We start from the raw sequence: 19,495 nt of genomic DNA, 5'->3' as shown, positions 1-19,495 counted from the left end.
CTGTCGCCCTTCTCGGAGTCCGAGAGTGTTGGACCACCTGCTCAACACTCGCTGGACAACGACCCCGGACAACCCCTTCGCCGATGTGTTAGGACTGCCTCCGGTGCTTCGCATCTTCTTCCTGCTCAGCCTGTTGCTGTTCACCCCGGCCGGCAGTGGCCTGGTGTCGACTGCCAGCTCGGGTGACGTGTGCATGCAGAGCTGCCCGGATGATGACGAGCATGGGCAGTGTGCCCCGGACTGCACCGACTGCGTCTGCTGCGCCCACGTGCGCCTGGTGGTCGCGGTCCCCGCCCCCTCGACGGTCCTCCTGGCCCCGAGGCCTCCTCCGGTCGCCGGGTACGAAGAGGACGAGCCCGCCTCGGCCGACGTGGGGGACATCCTGCACGTCCCAATAGTGCCCCTCGCGTAGGACCCTGTTCGTTCCATCGTCTCTCGAGCGTCATCGGGAGGGGTGTGCCCCGGCTGCCCGGGGAGCGCCTCGCTCCTGACGCCCGTTCACCTCCGCGAGGTGTCTCGTGTTCCACCGTCTGACGGTGGCGGCCTTCGGGCTCGTCACCGTGCTGCTCTGGCCGCGCCCGGGTGCGGCCCAACCCTCCGAGCTCACCCTGGAAGAGGCCCTGTCCCTGGCCCGCCAGCGTGCCCCGGCCTTGCTCGAGGCCGCGGGCCGTGTGGCCGAAGCACGGGGGCCCGTGGCGGGTGCCTCTCCGCTGTTGCACAACAACCCCACGCTGTCGCTCGAAGCGGGCCCGCGCACCCTGGCCACCGGAGAGCAGGCACCGAATGTCGTCGTGGGGCTCTCCCAACCCGTCGAGCTGGGTGGCAAGCGGGGCTCCCGCCTCGATGCGGCCCGCGCCGGCCTCGCCCGTGAGACGGCCCTCCAGCGGGACACGGAGCGCCGGGTGCTCGGCGAGGTGGCGGCCACCTTCCTGCGGGCGTTGCATGCCCGGGAGCGGCTGCGCCTGGCGCGAGCGGCGGAGGAGGCCGCCCGGGACTTCGCTCACTCCACCCAGCGGCGATTCGAGGCCGGGGACGTGCCCGTGGTGGACGTCAACGTGGCGCGCGTGGCCCTGGCGCGCGCCCGGGCCGACGTGGCGAGCGCCGAGGGGGCGGAGGCGGTCCAGCTCGGGGCGCTTCGCGAATGGCTCGGCCTGCCGGCGGACGCGCAGCTCTCGCCCCTGGGCGACTTGAGTGCCCTGGCCGCGCGGCCCGTGGAGCTTCCGGCCACGCCACCCGAGCGCCCGGACGTCACCGCCCTGGTGTCGGAACTCGAGGAGGCCCGGGCCGAGCAGCGCCTGGGCGAGGGCTCCGCGTGGCCCGATCTCAACGTGGGGATCCGTTATGAGAACGAGGGCGATGAGCGTGCCCTCGTCGGAGCCCTGGGCGTGTCGCTGCCACTCTTCTCGCGGGGCCAGTCCGCCCGGGTAACGGGCGAGGCCCGGGTTCGGCGTCTGCAGGTGGCACTGGAGGCCGCTCGCCGGGCCCAGGCCGTCCAGTTACAGGCCGCCCTCGTCCAGTACCGCAAGGACCGCGAGGCGGTGGAGCTGCTGGAGCGCGAGGCCCTCCCGTTGCTCGCGGACAACGAGCTGCTGGCCCGCAAGTCCTACGAGGCCGGGGAGATGGGCCTCGCCGCGTTCCTCCTCGTGCGCCGGGACGTGCTCGACGGCCGCGCGGATTACCTCACCCGTCTCCTGCAGGCGGCCCTCTCCCGGGTCCAACTCACCGTGCAGTCCGGAGTCCTTCGATGAAGCCCCAACACCTCCTCCTGGCCTTCCTCCTCGGACTTGGCGCCTGCAAGCGGGAGGCGCCTCCGCACGAGGAGGACCATGCCCGCGAACAGGAAGCCGGCAAGCACGCCCACGGTGAGGACGAGGACGAGACCTTCGTCCACATCGATCCGGAGATGCTGCGAGACCTGCGCGTCACCACGGCCCCGGTGCAGCAGCGCCCCGGTGGCGAAGGGGTGACGGCCCTGGGCGAGCTGGGCGTGAACGAGGACGCCTATGCGGAAGTGGCCTCGCCCGTTCCGGCGCGGGTGCTCACCCTCCGGGCCACACCGGGCCAGCAGGTGAAGAAGGGCCAGCCGCTGGTGGAGCTGCAGAGCCCCGAGCTGGGCAAGGCCCGCGCGTCCCTCCAGTCAGCGCAGGCCCGGGCCGACGCGGCTCGACAGGCGGCGGAGCGCAAGCGCACCCTGGGGGCCGAGCGCATCGTGGCCCAGAAGGACGTGCAGGCCGCCGAAGCCGAAGCAGCCACGGCCGAGGCCGATCTGGCGGCGGCACGCTCGGAGCTCCAGGCGCTCGGAGTGGATGCGCAGGATGCGGGCGGTGCGCGAGGGACGTCGGGCTTCACCCTGCGCTCGCCCGTGGAGGGCACGGTCATCGAGCGCCACGCGGTGATGGGGCAGATGGCCGAGCCCTCCCAGAGCCTCTTCCACGTGGGAGACCTGTCGCGCCTGTGGCTCACCGTGCATGCCTTCGAGCGGGACGCGGTGCGCATCCAACCCGGGGCCCCGGCGCGCATCACCTTCGCCGCGATTCCCGGCAAGGACTTCACCGCGAAGGTGGGCTTCGTGGGCCAGCGGGTGGATCCGGCCTCGCGCACCATCCCCGTGCGGCTGGAGCTGGACAACCCGGACGGCGTGCTGAGGCCGGGCATGTCCGCCTCGGCCTTCATTCCGTTGGGCGAGCGGGGCGCCACCGTCACCACCGTGCCGGCGGCGGCGCTCCAGCGGCTGGAGAATGGCTGGTTCGCCTTCATCCCCAAGGAGCAGGGCATCTTCGAGCGGCGCCAGGTGGGGCGTGGCCGCACGCTCGGGGGAGACGTGGAGGTGCTCTCGGGACTCGCGCCCGGCGAGCAGGTGGTGGTGGACGGAGCCTTCCTCCTCCGGGCCGAGGTGGAGAAGTCCCGGGGCGGAGGCGAGCACCATGAGCACTGAGCGGAGCCGGGCATGATCGCGCGAATCCTCGAGGCGTCCTTCTCGCGTCCGGGCCTCACGGTGGTGCTGGCCCTGGCGCTCTCGGCGTTCGGCGTGGTGGCCTTCCAGGGCCTGCGCCGGGATGTGTTCCCGGACCTGTCGGCGCCCATCTTCAACGTCATCGTGCAGAACCCGGCCATGGGCGCGGAGGAGCTCGAGACGGCCGTGGCCATTCCCATGGAGGTGGCGCTCGCGGGCCTGCCGGAGGTGCGCCGCATCCGCTCCACCTCGCAGCTGGGCGTCACCCAGGTGACGGTGGAGTTCGAGCCGGACGCGGACTACTACCGCAGCCGCCAGTTCGTCGCCGAGCGCGTGGCGGCGGCCACCAGCGAGCTGCCTCCCGGCACGGATGCGCCGCTCGTCTCCAGCCTCACCGGGCGGCTCAACGAGGTGTTCGAGTTCACCCTGGAGGCCGAGCCGGGGACGGTGGACCTGATGGCGCTGAGGGATCTGGCCGAGTTCGAGGTGAAGAACCGGCTGCTCGCCGTGCCAGGAGTGGCGGGCGTGGAGCGGCTGGGTGGCTATCTGCGCCAGTTCCAGGTGCAGCTCGACACGGAGCAGATGGTGGCCCGGGGCATCACCCTGGACGAGGTGTCCCACGCCCTGGAGGGCGCCAACCTCAACGCCTCGGGAGGCTTCGTGGTGCAGGGGCCGCTGGAGTGGACGGTGCGGGCGGTGGGGCGGGCCGAGACGCTGGAGGATCTGCGCGGCACGGTGGTGGCGCTGCGCGGGGGGATACCGGTGCTGCTCGGGGACGTGGCCGACGTGCGGGAGGCGCCGGCCATCCGCCGCGGCATGGCCCACCGGCTCGATGGCGAGGTGGTGAGCTGCCGCATCAGCAAGCAGTTCGGCGCGGACACGATGAAGGTGGCGGAGGGCGTGCGCCGGGCCCTCGCCGACGTCCGGGCGAGCCTCCCGCCGGGAGTCAGCCTGCGCGTCGTGTACGATCAATCGGAGCTGGTGTCCTCGTCGCTGGGCGGGGTGAGCCGGGCCATCCTGATTGGTGCCTTCCTGGTGGTGCTCGTCCTCTTCGGGCTGCTGGGGGACATTCGCGCGGCGGCCATCGTCACGCTCACGCTGCCGCTCTCGCTCGCGCTGGCGGGCCTGCTGCTGAAGGTGGCCGGCGTGGGCATCAACACCATGACGCTCGGTGGGTTGGCCATCGCCGTGGGCCTGCTGGTGGACGCGGCCATCATCGTCACCGAGAACATCGTCCACCGGCTCCGGGCCGGGAGCGACAAGGCCGCCCGGAAGGCCCAGGCGCTGGCGGCGGCGCGCGAGGTGGGCCGGCCCATCACCTTCGCGACGCTCATCGTCGTCTCCGTCTTCATTCCACTCTTCGCCATGTCGGGCATCGAGGGGCGCATGTACCGGCCGCTCGCGGCGGCGGTGGTGGCGTGTCTGGCGGCCTCGTTGCTGCTCGCCCTGACGCTGGTGCCGGTGGCCTCGGCGCTCTTCCTGCGGCCCCACAAGGAGGGGCAGGCGGAAGACGTGGGACTCATCCGCCGGGTGAAGGCCGTGTATGCCCCGCTGCTGGATGCCTGCATGCGGAGGGCGGGCCTGGTGCGCGTGGTGGCGCTGGCCATCACGATTCCCGCCCTGGGGCTCGCCTTCGCGGTGGGCAGCGACTTCATGCCCAAGCTCGACGAGGGCGCGCTGCTCCTCCAGACGATGCTGCCGCCCGAGGCGTCGCTGGAAGAGGTGGATCGGCTCAACCACCGGGTGGAGGACGTGCTGCGCCAGTTCCCCGAGGTGGAGGACGTGGTGCGCCGCACGGGACGCGCCGAGCGGACGGAGGATCCCATGCCGCACACCGTCTCGGACGTGCTGGTGGTGTTGAAGAAGGAGCGGGGACGTGGTCCCGAGGCACTGGAGGCGGACATGCGCCGGGCGGTGGCCAAGGTACCGGGCGTGTCCGTGCTCTTCACCACGCCCCTGGGCATGCGCATCGACGAGGGCCTGGGAGGCAGCCCCGCGGATGTGTCGGTGCGCATCTTCGGCCCGGATCTGGAGCGGCTCGCGGAGCTCGGGGAGCGGGCGCGTGCCGTCATGGCACGGGTGAAGGGGGTGGAGGACCTGCGGGTGGAGAAGCTCAGTGGGCTGCCGCAGCTGCGCATCGACGTGAACCGCGCCGCGGTGGCCCGGGTGGGGCTCACGCCGGGCGACGTCATCCGGGCGGTGCGCGTGGGCCTCGTGGGCGAGGAGGAGTCGCAGATCTGGCAGGGCCAGCGCCGGTTCGAGCTGGTGCTGCGCCTGGCGGATCACCATCGGGGGGACATCAACGCCATCCGCGAGCTGTTGGTGGACGGACATGACGGCTCGCGGATTCCGCTCAGCCAGCTGGCGAGCATCGAGGAGACGACGGGGGCGGGGAGCGTGCGCCGCGAGGCGGGGAGCCGCCGCATCGCCGTGGAGGCGAGCGTGGCGGGACGAGACCTGGGGAGCACGGCGGCGGAGATCCGCGAGCGGCTGGCGTCCGAGCTGAAGCTGCCCACGGGTTACTTCCTCGACGTGGGAGGCCGGGTGGAGAGCCAGGAGCGGGCGCAGCAGTCCCTGCTGGTGGCCATCTCGGTGGCGCTGCTCGCCGTCTTCCTGTTGCTGTACCTGGCGCTGGGCTCATTGGCCGAGGCGCTCGTCATCCTCGCCACGCTGCCGGACGCTTTCGTGGGAGGAATCCTCGCGCTGCTGCTGGCCGGGGAGACGTGGAACGTGTCGAGCCTCGTGGGGCTCATCGGCCTGTTCGGCATCGCGGTGCAGAATGGCCTGGTGCTGGTGGCGCAGACGAAGGGGCTCATGGCGGAGGGCAAACCCTTCGCCGAGGCCGTACGAGAGGCCAGCATCGGCCGCGTGCGGCCCAAGTTGATGACGGCGGGAACGGCGATCCTCGGCCTGCTGCCCCTGCTGGTGCTGCCGCTCCATGGGACGGAGATCGAGCGTCCGCTGGCCGTGGTGATGGTGGGAGGCCTGTTGACCTCGACACTGTTCACGCTGCTGGCTCTGCCCACCTTCTACGCGCTCGTCCACGGAGTGCAGGAGAGGGTGGGCCAGCGCATCGCGGCTCGGAGAGTGGTGTAGAAGAGGGGAGGAAAGGAGGGCGGTTCCATGGCGGATACGAAGCGCGGGAAGGTGCGGAGGCTGGGGCCCTTTCGGCTCGGCAGGGTGCACGAGAACGTTGATGTGTTGGAGTTCACGAGGCTGGGTCCGATCTACGAGGCGCGCAACGAGCGCACGGGGGCGGCGGCGGTGGTGTTGGTACCCGGGCCGCACGTCGGCTGGAAACCCACGGAGGACTGGACGGTGCGAGCCACCTGCAGCGCTTCCTCGTCCTACGTGGCGCTGGAGGTGGAACAAGGGCCCTCACGGAGCCAACTGAAGGACCTGAGCAAGTTACTGGACCTGCTCACCCTGGCTTCCTTGCGGATGAAGTACATGGCGCCGGTGCAGCGCCACCTGACGAGCGGGGCGAGGCCGCCGAAGCGGAAGGCGGCAGCACGGAGGAGGGGGTGGCCGGTGGTGGCCTATGGGCTCGCGGTTGGCATCGCGACGCTGGTGCTCTTCGTAGGAGTAGATTCCTGGAGGGCGAAAACGGGAGCGCCGAAGGGGACGCAGCCCGTGGCCGCCGGGGTGGCGGTGCAGGCAGTGGTGGAGAACCGGGCGCCCACGCTGGCAGACACGATCGATGAAGGCGCATCAATCATCGCCTATCCCCTGCCGGGCAAGCCGTTCAGCGATCAGGCGAAGGCACCGTGTGAGGACGACGAGGTACAAATCAATGGTGGTTGTTGGGTGGAACTGGCCAGACGTCCGCCCTGCTCCAAGAATCAGGCGGAGTACGAGGGCAAGTGCTACCTGCCGATCTCGGCGCGATCAAGGAAGCCTCGCCAGCCGCAGTCACTCCATCCGTAGCCCTCAGGGGGCCTCGCTCGCGGCCTCCACCAGCCATTGCTTCAGCGCCTCACCCTCGGGCCGGATTGGCGCCTCGCGGCTGCCGAGGTCGAGCCACGCCACCTTGAGGGGCGGCAAGCCCTGAGCGCCGCGCAGGTCCGCCCCGCGCACCCGGGCTCCATCCAGCGCGGCCTCGTCCAGCTGGGCCTCCTGGAGGATGCAGGACTTGAGCCTTGCCCATGAGGCCTCGTTTCACCTCTGGTGAAATCCACGGTCACCGGGGGGGCGGAAATAAATCCGCGCGGGTCGGGTTGACAGTGCCGCTCGCTGCCTTAAGTGCAGACGGCATCTGGAACAAACCGTTCGTTTCATGGGGTGAGGTCGTGACTCAACCAATGATCCGGATCGAAGGACTGACCAAGAGCTACGGAGCCACGCAGGCGCTGCGCGGGGTCAGCTTCGACGTCCCCCGAGGACAGGTGGTGGGATTCCTCGGGCCCAATGGGGCCGGCAAGTCCACCACGATGAAGATACTCGCCGGTTTCGTCACGCCGACCTCCGGCACGGCGAGTGTCAATGGCATCGACGTCACTGTCGACCCGGTCGCGTCCCGGCGATTGATCGGGTACCTGCCGGAGAACAACCCCCTCTACGAGGAGATGATGGTCCGGGACTTCCTGGACTTCGTCGCCGAGGTACGGGGCATCCCCAGGTCCAAGCGCGCCGAGAAGATCCGCAGTGCCGTGGAGCGCTGTGGCCTTCGCGCGGTGCTGGGCAAGGACATCCACCAGCTCTCCAAGGGCTACCGGCAGCGCGTGGGCCTCGCACAGGCCATCGTGCACGATCCGGATCTGCTCATCCTGGACGAGCCGACCACGGGCCTGGATCCCAACCAGATCGTGGAGATCCGGAGCCTCATCAAGGAGCTGGGGAAGGAAAAGACAGTCATCCTCAGCACGCACATCCTCAGCGAGGTGCAGAGCACGTGCAGCCGGGTCCTCATCATCAACGATGGGCGGCTGGTCGCGGACGACGCGCCGGAGCGGCTGGGGGAGCGCGAGGGGGGCACGGTCACCGTCGTGCTCGCGTCCCGGTCCGGGGCCTCGCTGCACCCGGAGGCCATCCGCACGATGCTGGCGGGCGTGGCCGGAGTCACGGGCGTGGAGCTGGCCGAGGGGGAGGGGAGCGGAACCCTGGGCTTCCGGCTGCGGTACGGCGCCGAGGACATCCGCCGCTCGCTCTTCGAGGCCGCCGTGCGCCATGACCTCTGCCTGCTCGAGGTGAAGCGGCAGCACGTCAGTCTGGAAGAGACGTTCCGCAAGCTCACGGGTGGCGAGGGTCCGCGGGGCCCTCAGGAGCCTCACGTGCCGCCGCTGGCGGCCTGAGCCCCATCCCAGACATCAGACATCACGAGGTAGAGAATGGGAACGACACTGGCCGTCGCCAGGCGTGAGTTCAGGAGTTTCTTCAACTCTCCCGTCGCGTACATCGTCATCGGCGTGTTCCTGGTGGTGGCGGGATGGTTGTATTTCAGTACCGTCTTCGTCGCCGGGCAGGCCTCGCTGCGGGCGTTCTTCGGCATCGCCCCGGTGCTGTTCGTCGTCTTCGCTCCGGCGGTGACGATGCGGCTGCTGGCCGAGGAGCGCAAGAGCGGCACGCTGGAGCTGCTCCTCAGCATGCCCATGCGGGACTGGGAGCTGGTGGCGGGCAAGTTCGTCGCGGCGCTGGGCATGGTGGCGGTGGGCCTGCTGTGGACGCTGCCCTATCCGCTCACCGTGGCGGGCCTCACCGCCGAGGGCGCCCGGTTCGACTGGGGCCCCGTGGTGATGGGCTACCTGGGGCTGCTGCTCATGGCCTCCAGCTTCCTGGCGCTGGGGCTCTGGGCGAGCGCCCTCAGCCGCAACCAGATCGTCGGCTTCATCATCGGGCTGCTGCTGTGCTTCGCCTTCTACTTCATCGACAAGTTCGCGATGGTGCTGCCGGAGTCGATCGGTGAGCTGCTCCAGTACCTCTCGGCCGACTACCACTTCGCCAACATCGCGCGGGGCGTGCTGGATACGCGCGATCTCCTCTTCTACCTGTCGCTCACGGGCGTGGGGCTGGCGCTGACCACGCGCACCCTGGGCAACGTCCGTCAGTGAGGTTGACGATGAAACCCGGTTCCTCCAACGCGAACATCTTCCTGGCGGCGATCGTCGGCTGCCTGGTGCTCCTCAACATCCTGGCCGTGCGCACGTTCGGCCGCTTCGATGCGACCCGCGACGGGCTCTACACCCTGTCCCAGGCCTCCCAGGACACCCTGGCGGGGCTCGAGGATCCCGTCACCGTCACGGCGTACTTCACCGAGGACCTGCCGCCTCCGTACTCGGGCAACGCGCGCTACGTGCGCGATCTGCTCGAGGAGTTCCGCGCCGCCTCCAAGGGTCGGCTCTCCTTCGAGTTCCTGGACCCCATGAGCCAGGAGACGGCCGAGGACCAGGAAGCCAAGCGCGAGACGAAGCGCGACATCTTCGGCCGCGTCTTCCGCGAGCCGACCTCCGTGGAGCGCGAGCTGGCGCAGGAGGGCGTCCAGCCCGTGGAGATCCGCGTCATCGAGGATGACCAGATGCAGACGAAGCGCGCCTACATGGGCATCGTCATCAAGCATCAGGAGAAGAAGGAGGTCATCCCCGTCGTCCAGGACGTCCGGACGCTCGAGTACGATCTCACCACGCTGGTGCGCAAGCTGACGCGCCCGAAGACGCCGGTGCTCGGAGTGGTGCAGGGGCACGACGCGCCCTCGCTGCACGAGAAGCTCACGCGGCTGCAGGCGCTGCTCAGCCAGATGTACGAGGTCCGCCCGGTGGACCTGTCCGGCAAGGAGCGCGTGGACGCGGACGTGGACGCGCTGCTCGTCATCGGCCCGAAGACGGCGTTCCAGAACAACGAGCTGAAGGCGATCGATCAGTTCGTGATGGAGGGCAAGAGCGTGGCGTTCTTCCTCGACGCCCTCCAGGTGGACCTGAAGACCTTCGCGCCGAGCGAGGCCACGCATGGGCTCGGGCCCCTGCTGGAGACGTGGGGCATCAAGGTCGGAGACAAGCTGGTGGCGGATGTCGAGTCCGCTCAGCTGAGCGTCCAGGAGCGCCGCGGTTTCATGGTCGTCTCCATGCCGGTGCCGTACCCGTTCATCCCGCTGCTCGAGCGCTTCGAGGGGGACAGCCCCGTCACCCAGGGGCTCGCGGGCGTGTCGCTGCCGTTCAGCACGGCCGTCACCGCCACCGCGCCCGAGGGCGCCCAGGCCACGGTGCTCGCGAAGTCCTCGCGCAAGAGCTGGCTGGAGAACAAGCCCTACAACGTGGATCCCCGGCGCGACTGGCGCAACGAGACCCTCACGCCGGACGGTCCGCACCCGCTCATGGTGCAGGTGAGCGGGAAGCTCAAGAGCCACTTCGCGGCGGAGGCGCAAACGAGCTCCTCCAGCGGGACGCCCGTGCTCGCCGAGAGCAAGGGGGAGCCGCGGGTCATCGTGGCGGGCGGCTCGGCGGCGCTGTGGGACGACTTCATGGGCCGGCCCAACCAGGCGCTGCTCCTGAACGTCGCGGACTGGCTGCTGCTGGATCCCGCGCTCCTGGCCATGCGCACCCGCGGCATGGCCGAGGCGCCCCTCCAGCCGGAGCTGAGCGCCACCACGCGCAACACCGCGAAGTTTGGCAATGCCTTCGGGATCCCCCTCGCGCTCGCCGCCTTCGGGCTCGTCCGCTGGCGGATGCGGGAGTCGCGTCGGGCCACTGTCACCGTTTGAAGCGGAGCTGAGGAAGAGCCATGAAGAAAGGAACCCTCATCGCCCTTGGCGCGTTCGTCGTACTGCTCGTGCTGGTGCTCGCCACCCGCGAGCGGCAGGTCAGCGTGGGAGTCCGCAAGCTGGAGCTGCCGAAGCTGGACAAGGCCCAGGTCACGGCGCTCGAGCTCACGGGGGCCCGCAATGTCACCCTCCGCAAGGAGGGCGAGGGCTGGACTGTGGTGGACCCGGGCAAGCCGGACACGAAGTACCCGGCGGACGAGCGCCTGGTGACGAGTGTCATCGAGGCACTCGGAGAGGTGAAGAACCCGGACTTCGTCACCGACCGCGCCGGGAAGCAGGCGGAGTTCGAGCTGGATGACGCGAAGGGGTTGAAGCTCAAGGTCACCCAGGGCGGCGGTACGGCCGTGGAGCTGGTGCTCGGCAAGAGCGCCCGGAATGGCGGCGTGTACCTGCGCAAGGCGGGCAGCGACGACGTCTTCGCGCACCGGGGCCGGCTGGACTGGACCGTGCGCAAGGAGCTCGAGGACTGGCGCAGGCGTCAGCTCGTGACGCTCGAGGCGGAGAAGATCTCCCAGCTCATCCTCCGTTCGAAGGAGGGGGAGAGCCTGACCCTGAAGAAGGCCTCGGGCGAGTGGAGCCTCGCGGAGGGGACGCAGACGCCCGCGGGCTTCCGGTTCAGCTCGCAGGCGGCTCAGCAGCTCGCCCAGCAGCTGGCGAGCCTGACCGCGCAGGACTTCCTCGAGGGAGAGGCCGCGGCGGACTCGGCCACGGGGCTCGGTGAGGCGCACGACAGCGTGGAGGCGCAACGGGAGGACGGCAAGAAGGTGGTGGTGCACCTGGGCCGGCAGCCCGAGTCGAAGGAGGGCGCGGCCACCGTGGCGGCCCGCGTCGAGGGAGACGCGCAGGTGTACCAGTTGCCGCGGTACACTGCGTCTCAGCTGCGCAAGCGCCTCGTGGACTTCCGGGACACGAGCCTCTTCGGTTTCGAGCCCCTGAAGGTGACGAAGCTGAAGGTCCAGGCGGGTGGCAAGACGGCCGTGGCCGTGAAGGAGGGCGCGAGTTGGAAGCTCACCGAGCCCGCGAAGCTCCCGGACGGCTTCGAGTTCGATCCCTCGCAGGTGGACACGCAGCTCACCTGGTTGCGGAGCCTGCGCGGAAACCGCCTCATCGAGGGCCAGGTCACGGAGGCGCAGGCGGGGGTTGCCTCGCCGGCCGTGCTCGTGGAGGTGACCGTGGAGGGCGGGGCTGTCCAGACGCTGCGGCTGGGCAAGGAGGCGCCGGGCGCGGCGAATGGCGCGAAGGAGCTGTACGCCCGGACGACGCTCGACTCGCTCACCTACGCGGTGGGGGAGGGCGTGCGCAACCGGCTGGCCCAGGGGGTGGAGCTCTTCAAGCGCCACCCGCAGCCGGGCTTCGCCGGGGGCGGGCAGATGCAGGGGCTCGAGTCGCTCCCGCCCGAAGTGAGGCGGCAGCTGGAGGCCCAGCTGCGCGCGAACACCGGACACCCCTGAGTCGCGCCACTGCTGTGGTTCCGAAACTTCGGCGGTGTCTTTGCAATGGATGACTTCCCCAGCAATGTACGTGCACACCGGGCGTGAGCGGCACGCTGCTGGACATCATCCGGCCGCTGTCCTAGGTCAACCGCCGTGGACAGATCGGATTCTCCAGACTCCAAGAAGGCGATGCGCCAGCGCGACTCGGAGCGCACCCGCACCGCGATCCTCGACGCGGCGCAGACGCTGTTCTCGACGCGAGGGTTCTCCAATACCGGCGTGCGGGACGTGGCGGATCTCGCCGGGGTGAACTCCGCGCTCGTCGGCCGTTACTTCGGCTCGAAGGAGGGGCTGTTCCGGGCGGCGATGGAGCGGGTGAGCGGCATCTCTCCCCTGCTGCAAGGGGATCGGCGCCGCTTCGGCGCGGACATGATGGCGGCCCTCTGCGACAGCCCGGACGCCTCGAGCCCGCTGGCGATGATGATCCTCTCGGCGACGGATCCCGCGGCGCACGCCGTGAGCATGGAGTTTCTCGAGACGAAGGTGCTCACGCCGCTGGCCCGGTGGCTGGGAGCTCCGGATGGCAAGGGGCGCGCGGTGCGGCTCAGCATCCTCTGGAACGGCTTCCTCATCAGTTGGAAGCTGTTGCCCCTCCAGCCGCTCACCGGGGCGCGCCTCGCCTCCATCCGCCGCTGGATGGAGGACGCGACCCAGGCCATCGTCGACGAGGGCTCGGCCAGCTGAGCGGGCCTGGGGCCCTCACCAGCGGACGGGCAGCGAGTCGAACCCGCGGAACAGCAGGCTGTTGCACTTGAGGCGCGGCGGCCGCTGCTCGTCGAGCCGGAGGTCCGGCATGCGGTGCACCAGGGTCCGCAGGGCCAGCTCCAGCTCGCGGCGGGCGAGCCCGGCTCCGAGGCACAGGTGCGGCCCGAAGGCGAAGGACACGCCCTTGTTGTTCCGCCGGGTGATGTCGAAGCGATCCGGGTCGGCGAACACGTCCGGGTCCCGGTTGGCGGCGGCGAGGCCGAGGAACACCAGCTGGCCCTTGCGCAGGGTGCGCCCGCGCAGCTCGAGGTCCTCCGCCACCACGCGGTGCATGAAGGGCACCGCGGGGGTGTAGCGCAGCAGCTCCTCGACGGCCTCCTTGCACAGCTCCGGCTGCCGCTTCAGCTGCTCGAACTGCTCGGGGTGCGTCAGCAGCTCGTATACGCCATTGCTGAGCTGGTCGATGGTGGTGACGTGCCCGGCGGAGAGGATGAGGACGGCGTTGGAGACCAGCTCCTGGGTACTCATCCGGCCCTGCTCCGCGTAGCGGAGCAGCAGGCTGAGCAGGTCATCGCCAGGGCGCTCGCGGCGCGCCTCGATGGCCGCCGTCAGGTAGCGCGAGAGCTGGGCCGAGCCCTCGTTGGCCCGGATCGCGATGCTCCTCACGTCCCCCGCCGCGGCGCCAAAGAAGGTGGCGGTGTCGTTGGACCACCGCTGGAAGCGCTCGTGGTCCTCGGCGGGAATGTCGAACAGCTCGGTCATCACGAGCGCGGGCAGGGGCTCGGAGAGCTCCACGGCCACGTCCATCCGCCGCCGCGCCTGGACGCGGTCGAGCAGCGAATCGATGATGCGCTGGATGGTGGGACGCCACCCGTCGAGCACCTGCGAGGTGAAGCCCGTGTTGGCCTGCCGGCGCAGGCGGGTGTGCTCGGCGCCGTCCTTCATGAGCATCATTCCCCGAGCCACGTGCAGGTAGTCCTTCACCAGCTCCGGCCCGAGTCCCCCGAGTTGGTGCTCGGCGAAGAGCTGGGTGCGGTTGGCGCTCAGGCGCGGGTCGCGGAAACAGCCGGTGACATCCTCGTGGCGGGTGACGACCCACGCCTGGAGCGACTCCGACCAGTGGACCGGATCCTCCTCCTGCAGTTGCCGGTACACGGGCCAGGGATGGCTCAGGGTTTCGGGACTCAGGAGCGTGGGCTGCGCGGTTGACGGCATGGGTCCTCCTCACAAAGGGTCGGTGTCCTTGTGGAAGGCGCGCGTTCCGCTTGTGACGAGACCCCTGCTCCCTCGCAGGGCGATCAGGCGGGGCTACCCCGGGTCGAGCAGGGTGCTGCGGTAGACCGTGAGGTCCCCGGAGGGGGGCGACACGAACGTGAGCCACGGGCGGGGCGGCAGGGGCAGATCGACGCAGCAGACGCGAATCGGTCTCGTGCGTGCGATGGCCTCGAGGCCGTCCAGCACTGTCTCCAATCGCTCGCCACTGAATGGGCAATACAGGAAGAAGATGGACCCGAGGGTGATGTGGCCGGTGAGCACCGCCGCATCGCCCTGGATCGGCGAGAAGCGCAACGCGCTCCAGCGCGCCGCGAGCTCACGCGAGGTGTGGACGAGCGCGGGTTGGATCTCGATGCCAATGGCCGAGGCCCCGGTCAACAGGTGCACCAGCGCGGCGGCGCGCCCCACGCCCGAGCCCACGTCGACGAACACGTCGGACGCCTGCACCCCCGCGCACTCCACGATGCGAAGGAGCACATCGACCGGGCAGGGGAGGTAGGGAACGCAGCCAGTCGGAAGCTCGGGGCCATCTTCGGCGAGCGAGTCGAGCCCCAGCACCTGATCGAGCCAGGCATCCCGCTCGGAGGGAGGCACGCTCGTCAGGGCCGTGCGGAACACGGCCGGGGTGACCTGCGCGTTCGAGAGCAGGGAGCGGATCCACTCGGCGCTCTCGCGGTGCGTTTCCTCCACGGGCTCGATCGTACCCAACGTCTGGGGTTGGCGTCGAGCCTCGCGCCCCGGGTCACACCGGCCCACGTGACGTGACCGTCACTTGAGGAGGCTCATGGATTGCTCCTAACTTCCGCTCGGGGAAAGGACCGTAAATCATGAACAACGTGTCATATCGGATGCGAGCGCTGCTGCTCGCGGTGCTGTGCGGTGTGGGCTGCGCGCCCATGAGCGAGGAGGACGAGACCGTCTCGTCCACGCCCATCGCGGAAGTGGAGGAGCAGGAGAGCGGACTGAACTACTCGTACGCCGGCACGTACATCTTCCGGCCCCGGGTGATGCTGGTCATCTACAATCCGCTCTACTCGGGCACGCCGCTGCACACCCTCAAGGGGTGGAACGAGCCCAAGGCGCTGACGAACCAGCTGCGCGCGGGGCTGCAGTACGGCTCGCACTCGACGGTGGACTATCAGATCACGGACGTGCGGGTGATCTCGGATCGGCTGCCGTTGTTCGAAGGTGGCTGGCGTTACACGCCCACCGAGCTGCTGAACATCATCAACGAGCCCAATGCCTATCAGCGCGACGTGCTGCGCAAGTGCACCACGCCCGGCGTGGAGAGCACCTGCCCGCGCTTCGATTACGTGGCGTTCGCCAATGAGTTCAACCTCAAGGCCCGGATGGAGAGCAACGAGCTGGACGAGGTCTGGGTGATGGCGCCGCCGTGGACGCAGATGTACGAGTCCCGCATGCTGGGCACCAACGCCTACTGGTGCAACGCGCCCGCCGAGACGCGGGTGGCCTCCTGGCGCAACTTCGTGGTGATGGGCTACAACTACGAGCGCGGCGTCGCCGAGGCCCTGCACTCGTACGGACACCGCGCCGAGTCCATCCTCGACCGGGCGTACCGCGGGCAGGCCACCGGCAACCTCTGGGACAAGTTCAACGACATCCACCGGGAGAAGCCGAACCTGGCCGGAGTGGGCTGGGTGCACCATCCTCCCAACGCGGCGGTGGGCTCGGACTACGACTACGGCAACACCACGTACGTGCCCTCGAGCGCGGACACCTTCCTGCGCAACCCCCTGGTGAACCCGGACTCGGTGGCCCGCCGCAGCATGAACTGCGGCGAGTGGGGCTGCTCGCACGAGGGGTTCATGAAGTGGTGGTTCCACCACATGCCCTATGGCCAGAAGAACGGGCCCAACTGGTGGCGGCACCTGGTGCACCTGGATGACACCGTGGCCCCCGCGCTGCCGAGCACCTGCGGCGCCAACTCCACCGTGACGGCCTGCGACGCGGCCGGGTGCGCCTGGTACGCCTGCTCCAGCTCCTGCTGGCCCCGGGGCACGGACATCAAGGTGGCGTGCCCGGGCGACTCCTGGTGTGGCCAGAACACCAGCGTGTCGGCCTGCGACGCGGCCGGGTGCGCCTGGTACGCCTGCTCCAACTCCTGCTGGTCTCCGGGCACGCCGCTGGGCGTGGCCTGCGGGCCGTGCGCGCTGCAGACCTCGCAGTCCTCGTGCGAGCAGTACGGCACGTCCTGCGGCTGGTACCTCTGCACGAACACCTGCTGGCCCAAGGGCACCTCGACCACGATCGCGTGTGATCCCTGCCGCAGCTACACGGACGTGACCACCTGCAACGCGCACAGCGCCTCGTGCGCCTGGTACGCCTGCACTTCGAGCACCAACAAGTGCTGGCAGAAGGGGACGGCGCTGTCCACCGCGTGCCCGTCCACGTACTGAGCTGGAGCAGGTGTCGAGCCACCGGGCGGAGCCGGCGCGCAGGGCCATGGGATTGGCGCCTGGCGCCACTGTGCCAGAGGCCCGCGGTACGGCATGAACGAGGCCATGAAAACGACAGCTCCTCTCAGCCGGAGGGCCCTGCTGCGCGCCGGGGGTGGCGCGGCCCTCCTGCTCATGGTCGACGGTTGTGGCTACTACGCCGAGGGTTCTGGCGAGGCGTATGCTCCGTGGAAGTTCCCCGACGGAGAGACGCGGCCCGAGTGGCTCGCGGTGCGGGCCGCCCTCCTCGCCGCCAGCCCCCATAACACCCAGCCCTGGCTGTTCTCCGTCTCCCCCCAGGCGGTGGATGTCTTCGCCGCCCTCGAGCGCAACCTCGGGCCCATGGACTCGCTGCGGCGGGAGCTGCACATCGGTCTGGGCTGCGCGGTGGAGAACCTGGTGCGCGCCGCTCGCGCCAACGGCCGTGAGGCCACCGTGGCCTGGATGCCCGAGCCAGCGGACGCCACCCATGTGGCCCGCGTCACGCTCCAGCCCGCCGCGCCGCGGCAGGATCCGCTGTATGACGCCCTTGCCCGGCGGCACACCCATCGCGGCGTCTATGTGAACGGGCCTCTCCCCGCGGGCGTCGAGCAGCAGCTCCAGGTGCTCGTGGACGAGCCGGACGTGCGTCTCTTCCTGCTCACCTCCAGCGGTGACATGGAGCGCTTCCGCACGGAGACCGTGCGTGCCACCCGGGCCATCGTGGAGGACACGGAGATGCACGACGCGGGGGATGCCTGGGTGCGCTACTTCAAGGAGGAGCTCGAGCGCAACCGGGATGGCGCCACGATCGACGCCACCGGCCTCGACTGGACGACGCGCTCGGCCAGCAAGCTCCTGGCCCGCCCTGATCCGAAGACCTCCGGGCAGTACTGGATCCAGGGCACCGAGGCGCGTCAGCTCACGGGCTCCGCCTTCGGGATTCTCGCCACCCGCGAGCGCAATGACCGCATCCAGCAGATGCGCGGCGGCCGGGTGTACCAGCGGCTCCACCTCTATGCCACCAGCGTGGGCCTCTCCATGCAGCCGCTCTGTCAGCTCCCGGAGCGGCAGGATCGCGAGGAGCAGCTCGGCCTCGCCTCGGACTTCGGCCACGTCCTCGGCGAGCTCACGGGCCCGGGCTGGGGCGTACAGATGGCCTTTCGCATGGGCGTGTCCTGGGACGAGCCCCTCCTCAGCCCCCGGCGGCCTCTCGAGTGGGTGACCCGATGAAGCGGACCTCCGTGGTTTCCTCCCTGTTCGGCCTCTCGCTGCTGGCGGCCGTGCCCGCCCGGGCCGAGCCCCTGCGACTCTCGCCCACGGTGGGGCTCGCCGTGGGGCTGCGCTCGGAGCGCCTGCGGGTGCGCTCCGCGCCACTGGACGTGGAGACCTCGCGCCAGCGCCTGGATGTCGGCCTCGAGGCGGGCCTGTCGATGCGCCTGCCCTGGCGGCTCGGCCCCGCGGAACTGCGCTCGCAGACCCAGGGGGCACTCGGCCTGCTGCCGGCCACCGGTGAGCTGGTGCTGGGAGCGGAGCAGCAACTGCTCACCGAGTGGCACCTGTCCCCCGCGTTCAGCCTGCAACTCGGGCTCGCCGGAGCGCTGCAGCTGAGCACTCGCAGCGGGCACGGCCTGTTCGAGGTGGGCGTGCCCCTGGGGCTGCGCCTCGGCGTCACCGAGCTGCTCTATGTGCCGGCCTTCGTGCTCCCGATAGGCGCGCGGCAGCAGGCGGTGCTCGGCGGGGAGAGCCGTCAGGAGCTCTCGCCAGGCCTTGCTCCCGGGCGCCTGGTGCTGCGCTGGCGGCTGGGCGGCTCGGGCTCCTGAGGCGCGCGCAGCCGGGTGGGCGTGGTGCCGAACCAGCGCCGGCACGCGCGATGGAACGAGGAGCTGTCCTGGAAGCCGAGGAGGAAGCCCACCTCGGCCACGGAGAGATCCTCCCGAGTCAGGTAGGCGCGGGCGACCTCCGCACGCAGCTCATCCAGCACCTGCTCGTAGGAGGTGCCCTCCTCGCCGAGCCGGCGCTGGAGGCTGCGGGTGCTCAGGGCCAGGCGGCGCGCCACGGAGGCCATGGAGGGCGAGCCCTGCGTGAGCTGCTCGCGCAGCAAGCGCCGTACCTCGAGCACCAGTGTGCCCCGCGCGGCGGTCGCCTCGAACCGGGCGCGCGCCTGCTGCTCGAGGTAGGTGGCCAGCTCGGGGTCCGCACCCGGCAGGGGCAGATCGAGCCAGTGGGAGTCATAGATGAGGCGCGCGCGCGGGGCTCCCTCCCTCACCTCGCACCGCAGGAAGTCCTGATAGGGGCCGAGCTGTACCCCCGAGCGCCGTACCTCCAGGGCGATTGGGCACAGCTGCTCGCCCAGGATCCTGCGGCAGATGGCCACCGAGCAGAGTGCCCACACCTCGGAGGCCACCTGTGCCCCCGGGCGATCCGGGCCGTGGCGGTGCTCGGTGAGGATGGCCCGGGAGTCCTGCTCGGTGAGCTCCGAGGTGACCAGCTCGTTGGCGAGCCGCTCGTAGCGCAGGAAGTTGTTCATGGCGTGGCGCGCCGTGGAGCAGGTCTTGATGAGCAGGCTCATGAGCCCCAGGCTGGCCGAGGAGCCATGTCGCCGGGCCTGCTCGACCACGTAGGGCTCGATCGGGCCGCGCGAGGCGACGAGCTCCAGGTGCGTGTAGACGGCCTCGGCGGAGGCGCGTGCCTCGGGCACCCGGAGGGCCTGCACATCGAGGCCCACGGCCGCTGCTTCCTCCAGGCTCACGCCGAAGGCCACGCCGGCCTCCACCTGGATGAGCGTGCTCGTGCCGATGAGGGTGCGCAGCTTGCGAGGGGAGGACATGGCGGCGGGGAGCGAGGGTGTCCATCGGCACTACGCTCGCTTGGTCGAATCTCG

The 19,495-nt window shown here is 70.1% G+C and carries 16 protein-coding genes and 1 pseudogene; 13 read left to right on the top strand and 4 right to left on the bottom strand.

The genetic code is table 11. The annotated features are described in order from the left end of the window. The first annotated feature begins 103 nt into the window (after positions 1-103). From AC16DP_RS38010 to AC16DP_RS37990, 5 genes are all read left to right on the top strand, one after another. A complete protein-coding gene (locus tag AC16DP_RS38010; protein WP_329732372.1) occupies positions 104-412 on the top strand; it encodes a hypothetical protein in 309 nt (102 codons plus the stop codon). Positions 413-518: 106 nt separating this feature from the next. After that, the gene (locus AC16DP_RS38005) at positions 519-1,748 is read left to right on the top strand and encodes a TolC family protein (RefSeq protein ID WP_329732371.1); all 1,230 of its coding nucleotides are present in this window, start codon (positions 519-521) and stop codon (positions 1,746-1,748) included. After that, positions 1,745-2,935 carry an efflux RND transporter periplasmic adaptor subunit gene (locus AC16DP_RS38000; protein ID WP_329732370.1) on the top strand — a complete coding sequence of 397 codons (1,191 nt, stop codon included), beginning with the start codon at positions 1,745-1,747 and terminating at the stop codon, positions 2,933-2,935. The genes AC16DP_RS38005 and AC16DP_RS38000 overlap by 4 nt, the downstream gene beginning before the upstream one ends. Before the next feature lie 12 nt (positions 2,936-2,947). Further along, a complete protein-coding gene (locus AC16DP_RS37995) occupies positions 2,948-6,049 on the top strand; it encodes an efflux RND transporter permease subunit (RefSeq protein WP_329732369.1) in 3,102 nt (1,033 codons plus the stop codon). 27 nt (positions 6,050-6,076) lie between these two features. Continuing rightward, entirely contained in the window at positions 6,077-6,880 is an 804-nt protein-coding gene (locus tag AC16DP_RS37990) for a hypothetical protein (protein ID WP_329732368.1), read from the top strand. A gap of 135 nt (positions 6,881-7,015) precedes the next feature. Here AC16DP_RS37990 and AC16DP_RS37985 read toward each other — a convergent pair. After that, positions 7,016-7,090: pseudogene (locus tag AC16DP_RS37985) on the bottom strand (hypothetical protein); the annotation flags it as partial. 164 nt (positions 7,091-7,254) lie between these two features. Between AC16DP_RS37985 and AC16DP_RS37980 the strand changes: the two are divergent. From AC16DP_RS37980 to AC16DP_RS37960, 5 genes are all read left to right on the top strand, one after another. Beyond that, the gene (locus AC16DP_RS37980; RefSeq protein WP_329732367.1) at positions 7,255-8,244 is read left to right on the top strand and encodes an ATP-binding cassette domain-containing protein; all 990 of its coding nucleotides are present in this window, start codon (positions 7,255-7,257) and stop codon (positions 8,242-8,244) included. Positions 8,245-8,280: 36 nt separating this feature from the next. Then, a complete protein-coding gene (locus AC16DP_RS37975; protein WP_329732366.1) occupies positions 8,281-9,000 on the top strand; it encodes an ABC transporter permease subunit in 720 nt (239 codons plus the stop codon). Positions 9,001-9,008: 8 nt separating this feature from the next. After that, positions 9,009-10,643, top strand: coding sequence for a GldG family protein (locus AC16DP_RS37970; RefSeq protein ID WP_329732365.1), 1,635 nt, complete (start codon positions 9,009-9,011; stop codon positions 10,641-10,643). Positions 10,644-10,663: 20 nt separating this feature from the next. Beyond that, entirely contained in the window at positions 10,664-12,154 is a 1,491-nt protein-coding gene (locus AC16DP_RS37965; RefSeq protein ID WP_329732364.1) for a DUF4340 domain-containing protein, read from the top strand. A gap of 135 nt (positions 12,155-12,289) precedes the next feature. Next, complete coding sequence (locus AC16DP_RS37960; RefSeq protein WP_329732363.1) at positions 12,290-12,880, top strand: TetR family transcriptional regulator; 591 nt, start codon at positions 12,290-12,292, stop codon at positions 12,878-12,880. A gap of 15 nt (positions 12,881-12,895) precedes the next feature. Here AC16DP_RS37960 and AC16DP_RS37955 read toward each other — a convergent pair whose 3' ends face one another. After that, positions 12,896-14,116: a cytochrome P450 gene (locus tag AC16DP_RS37955; RefSeq protein WP_329732362.1), complete on the bottom strand. Its 1,221-nt coding sequence runs from the start codon at positions 14,114-14,116 to the stop codon at positions 12,896-12,898. A 93-nt stretch (positions 14,117-14,209) separates the two neighbouring features. After that, complete coding sequence (locus tag AC16DP_RS37950) at positions 14,210-14,866, bottom strand: class I SAM-dependent methyltransferase (RefSeq protein ID WP_329732361.1); 657 nt, start codon at positions 14,864-14,866, stop codon at positions 14,210-14,212. Between the two features lie 137 nt (positions 14,867-15,003). Between AC16DP_RS37950 and AC16DP_RS37945 the strand changes: the two genes are divergently transcribed. The 3 genes from AC16DP_RS37945 (at position 15,004) to AC16DP_RS37935 (ending at position 18,434) form a co-directional block, all read left to right on the top strand. Continuing rightward, the gene (locus AC16DP_RS37945; RefSeq protein WP_329732360.1) at positions 15,004-16,593 is read left to right on the top strand and encodes a hypothetical protein; all 1,590 of its coding nucleotides are present in this window, start codon (positions 15,004-15,006) and stop codon (positions 16,591-16,593) included. A gap of 105 nt (positions 16,594-16,698) precedes the next feature. Further along, on the top strand, positions 16,699-17,844 hold the full coding sequence (locus AC16DP_RS37940) for an Acg family FMN-binding oxidoreductase (RefSeq protein WP_329732359.1): 1,146 nt from the start codon (positions 16,699-16,701) through the stop codon (positions 17,842-17,844). Then, a complete protein-coding gene (locus AC16DP_RS37935; RefSeq protein WP_329732358.1) occupies positions 17,841-18,434 on the top strand; it encodes a hypothetical protein in 594 nt (197 codons plus the stop codon). Before AC16DP_RS37940 ends, AC16DP_RS37935 begins: the two co-directional genes overlap by 4 nt. Here the strand turns inward: AC16DP_RS37935 and AC16DP_RS37930 are convergent. After that, positions 18,362-19,441, bottom strand: coding sequence for an AraC family transcriptional regulator (locus AC16DP_RS37930; RefSeq protein WP_329732357.1), 1,080 nt, complete (start codon positions 19,439-19,441; stop codon positions 18,362-18,364). The genes AC16DP_RS37935 and AC16DP_RS37930 overlap by 73 nt on opposite strands. Positions 19,442-19,495: the final 54 nt, after the last annotated feature.

It is taken from the genome of Archangium sp. (assembly GCF_057119385.1).
This window is presented reverse-complemented; position numbering and strand designations above follow the sequence as displayed.

What these genes read in the sequence shown, in the direction of transcription:
- AC16DP_RS38000 (WP_329732370.1), top strand. Translation starts at nt 1,745, where the DNA reads ATGAAGCCCCAACACCTCCTCCTGGCCTTCCTCCTCGGACTTGGCGCC.
- AC16DP_RS37995 (WP_329732369.1), top strand. Translation starts at nt 2,948, where the DNA reads ATGATCGCGCGAATCCTCGAGGCGTCCTTCTCGCGTCCGGGCCTCACG.
- AC16DP_RS37990 (WP_329732368.1), top strand. Translation starts at nt 6,077, where the DNA reads ATGGCGGATACGAAGCGCGGGAAGGTGCGGAGGCTGGGGCCCTTTCGG.
- AC16DP_RS37980 (WP_329732367.1), top strand. Translation starts at nt 7,255, where the DNA reads ATGATCCGGATCGAAGGACTGACCAAGAGCTACGGAGCCACGCAGGCG.
- AC16DP_RS37975 (WP_329732366.1), top strand. Translation starts at nt 8,281, where the DNA reads ATGGGAACGACACTGGCCGTCGCCAGGCGTGAGTTCAGGAGTTTCTTC.
- AC16DP_RS37970 (WP_329732365.1), top strand. Translation starts at nt 9,009, where the DNA reads ATGAAACCCGGTTCCTCCAACGCGAACATCTTCCTGGCGGCGATCGTC.
- AC16DP_RS37965 (WP_329732364.1), top strand. Translation starts at nt 10,664, where the DNA reads ATGAAGAAAGGAACCCTCATCGCCCTTGGCGCGTTCGTCGTACTGCTC.
- AC16DP_RS37955 (WP_329732362.1), bottom strand. Translation starts at nt 14,116, where the DNA reads ATGCCGTCAACCGCGCAGCCCACGCTCCTGAGTCCCGAAACCCTGAGC.
- AC16DP_RS37945 (WP_329732360.1), top strand. Translation starts at nt 15,004, where the DNA reads ATGAACAACGTGTCATATCGGATGCGAGCGCTGCTGCTCGCGGTGCTG.
- AC16DP_RS37940 (WP_329732359.1), top strand. Translation starts at nt 16,699, where the DNA reads ATGAAAACGACAGCTCCTCTCAGCCGGAGGGCCCTGCTGCGCGCCGGG.
- AC16DP_RS37935 (WP_329732358.1), top strand. Translation starts at nt 17,841, where the DNA reads ATGAAGCGGACCTCCGTGGTTTCCTCCCTGTTCGGCCTCTCGCTGCTG.
- AC16DP_RS37930 (WP_329732357.1), bottom strand. Translation starts at nt 19,441, where the DNA reads ATGTCCTCCCCTCGCAAGCTGCGCACCCTCATCGGCACGAGCACGCTC.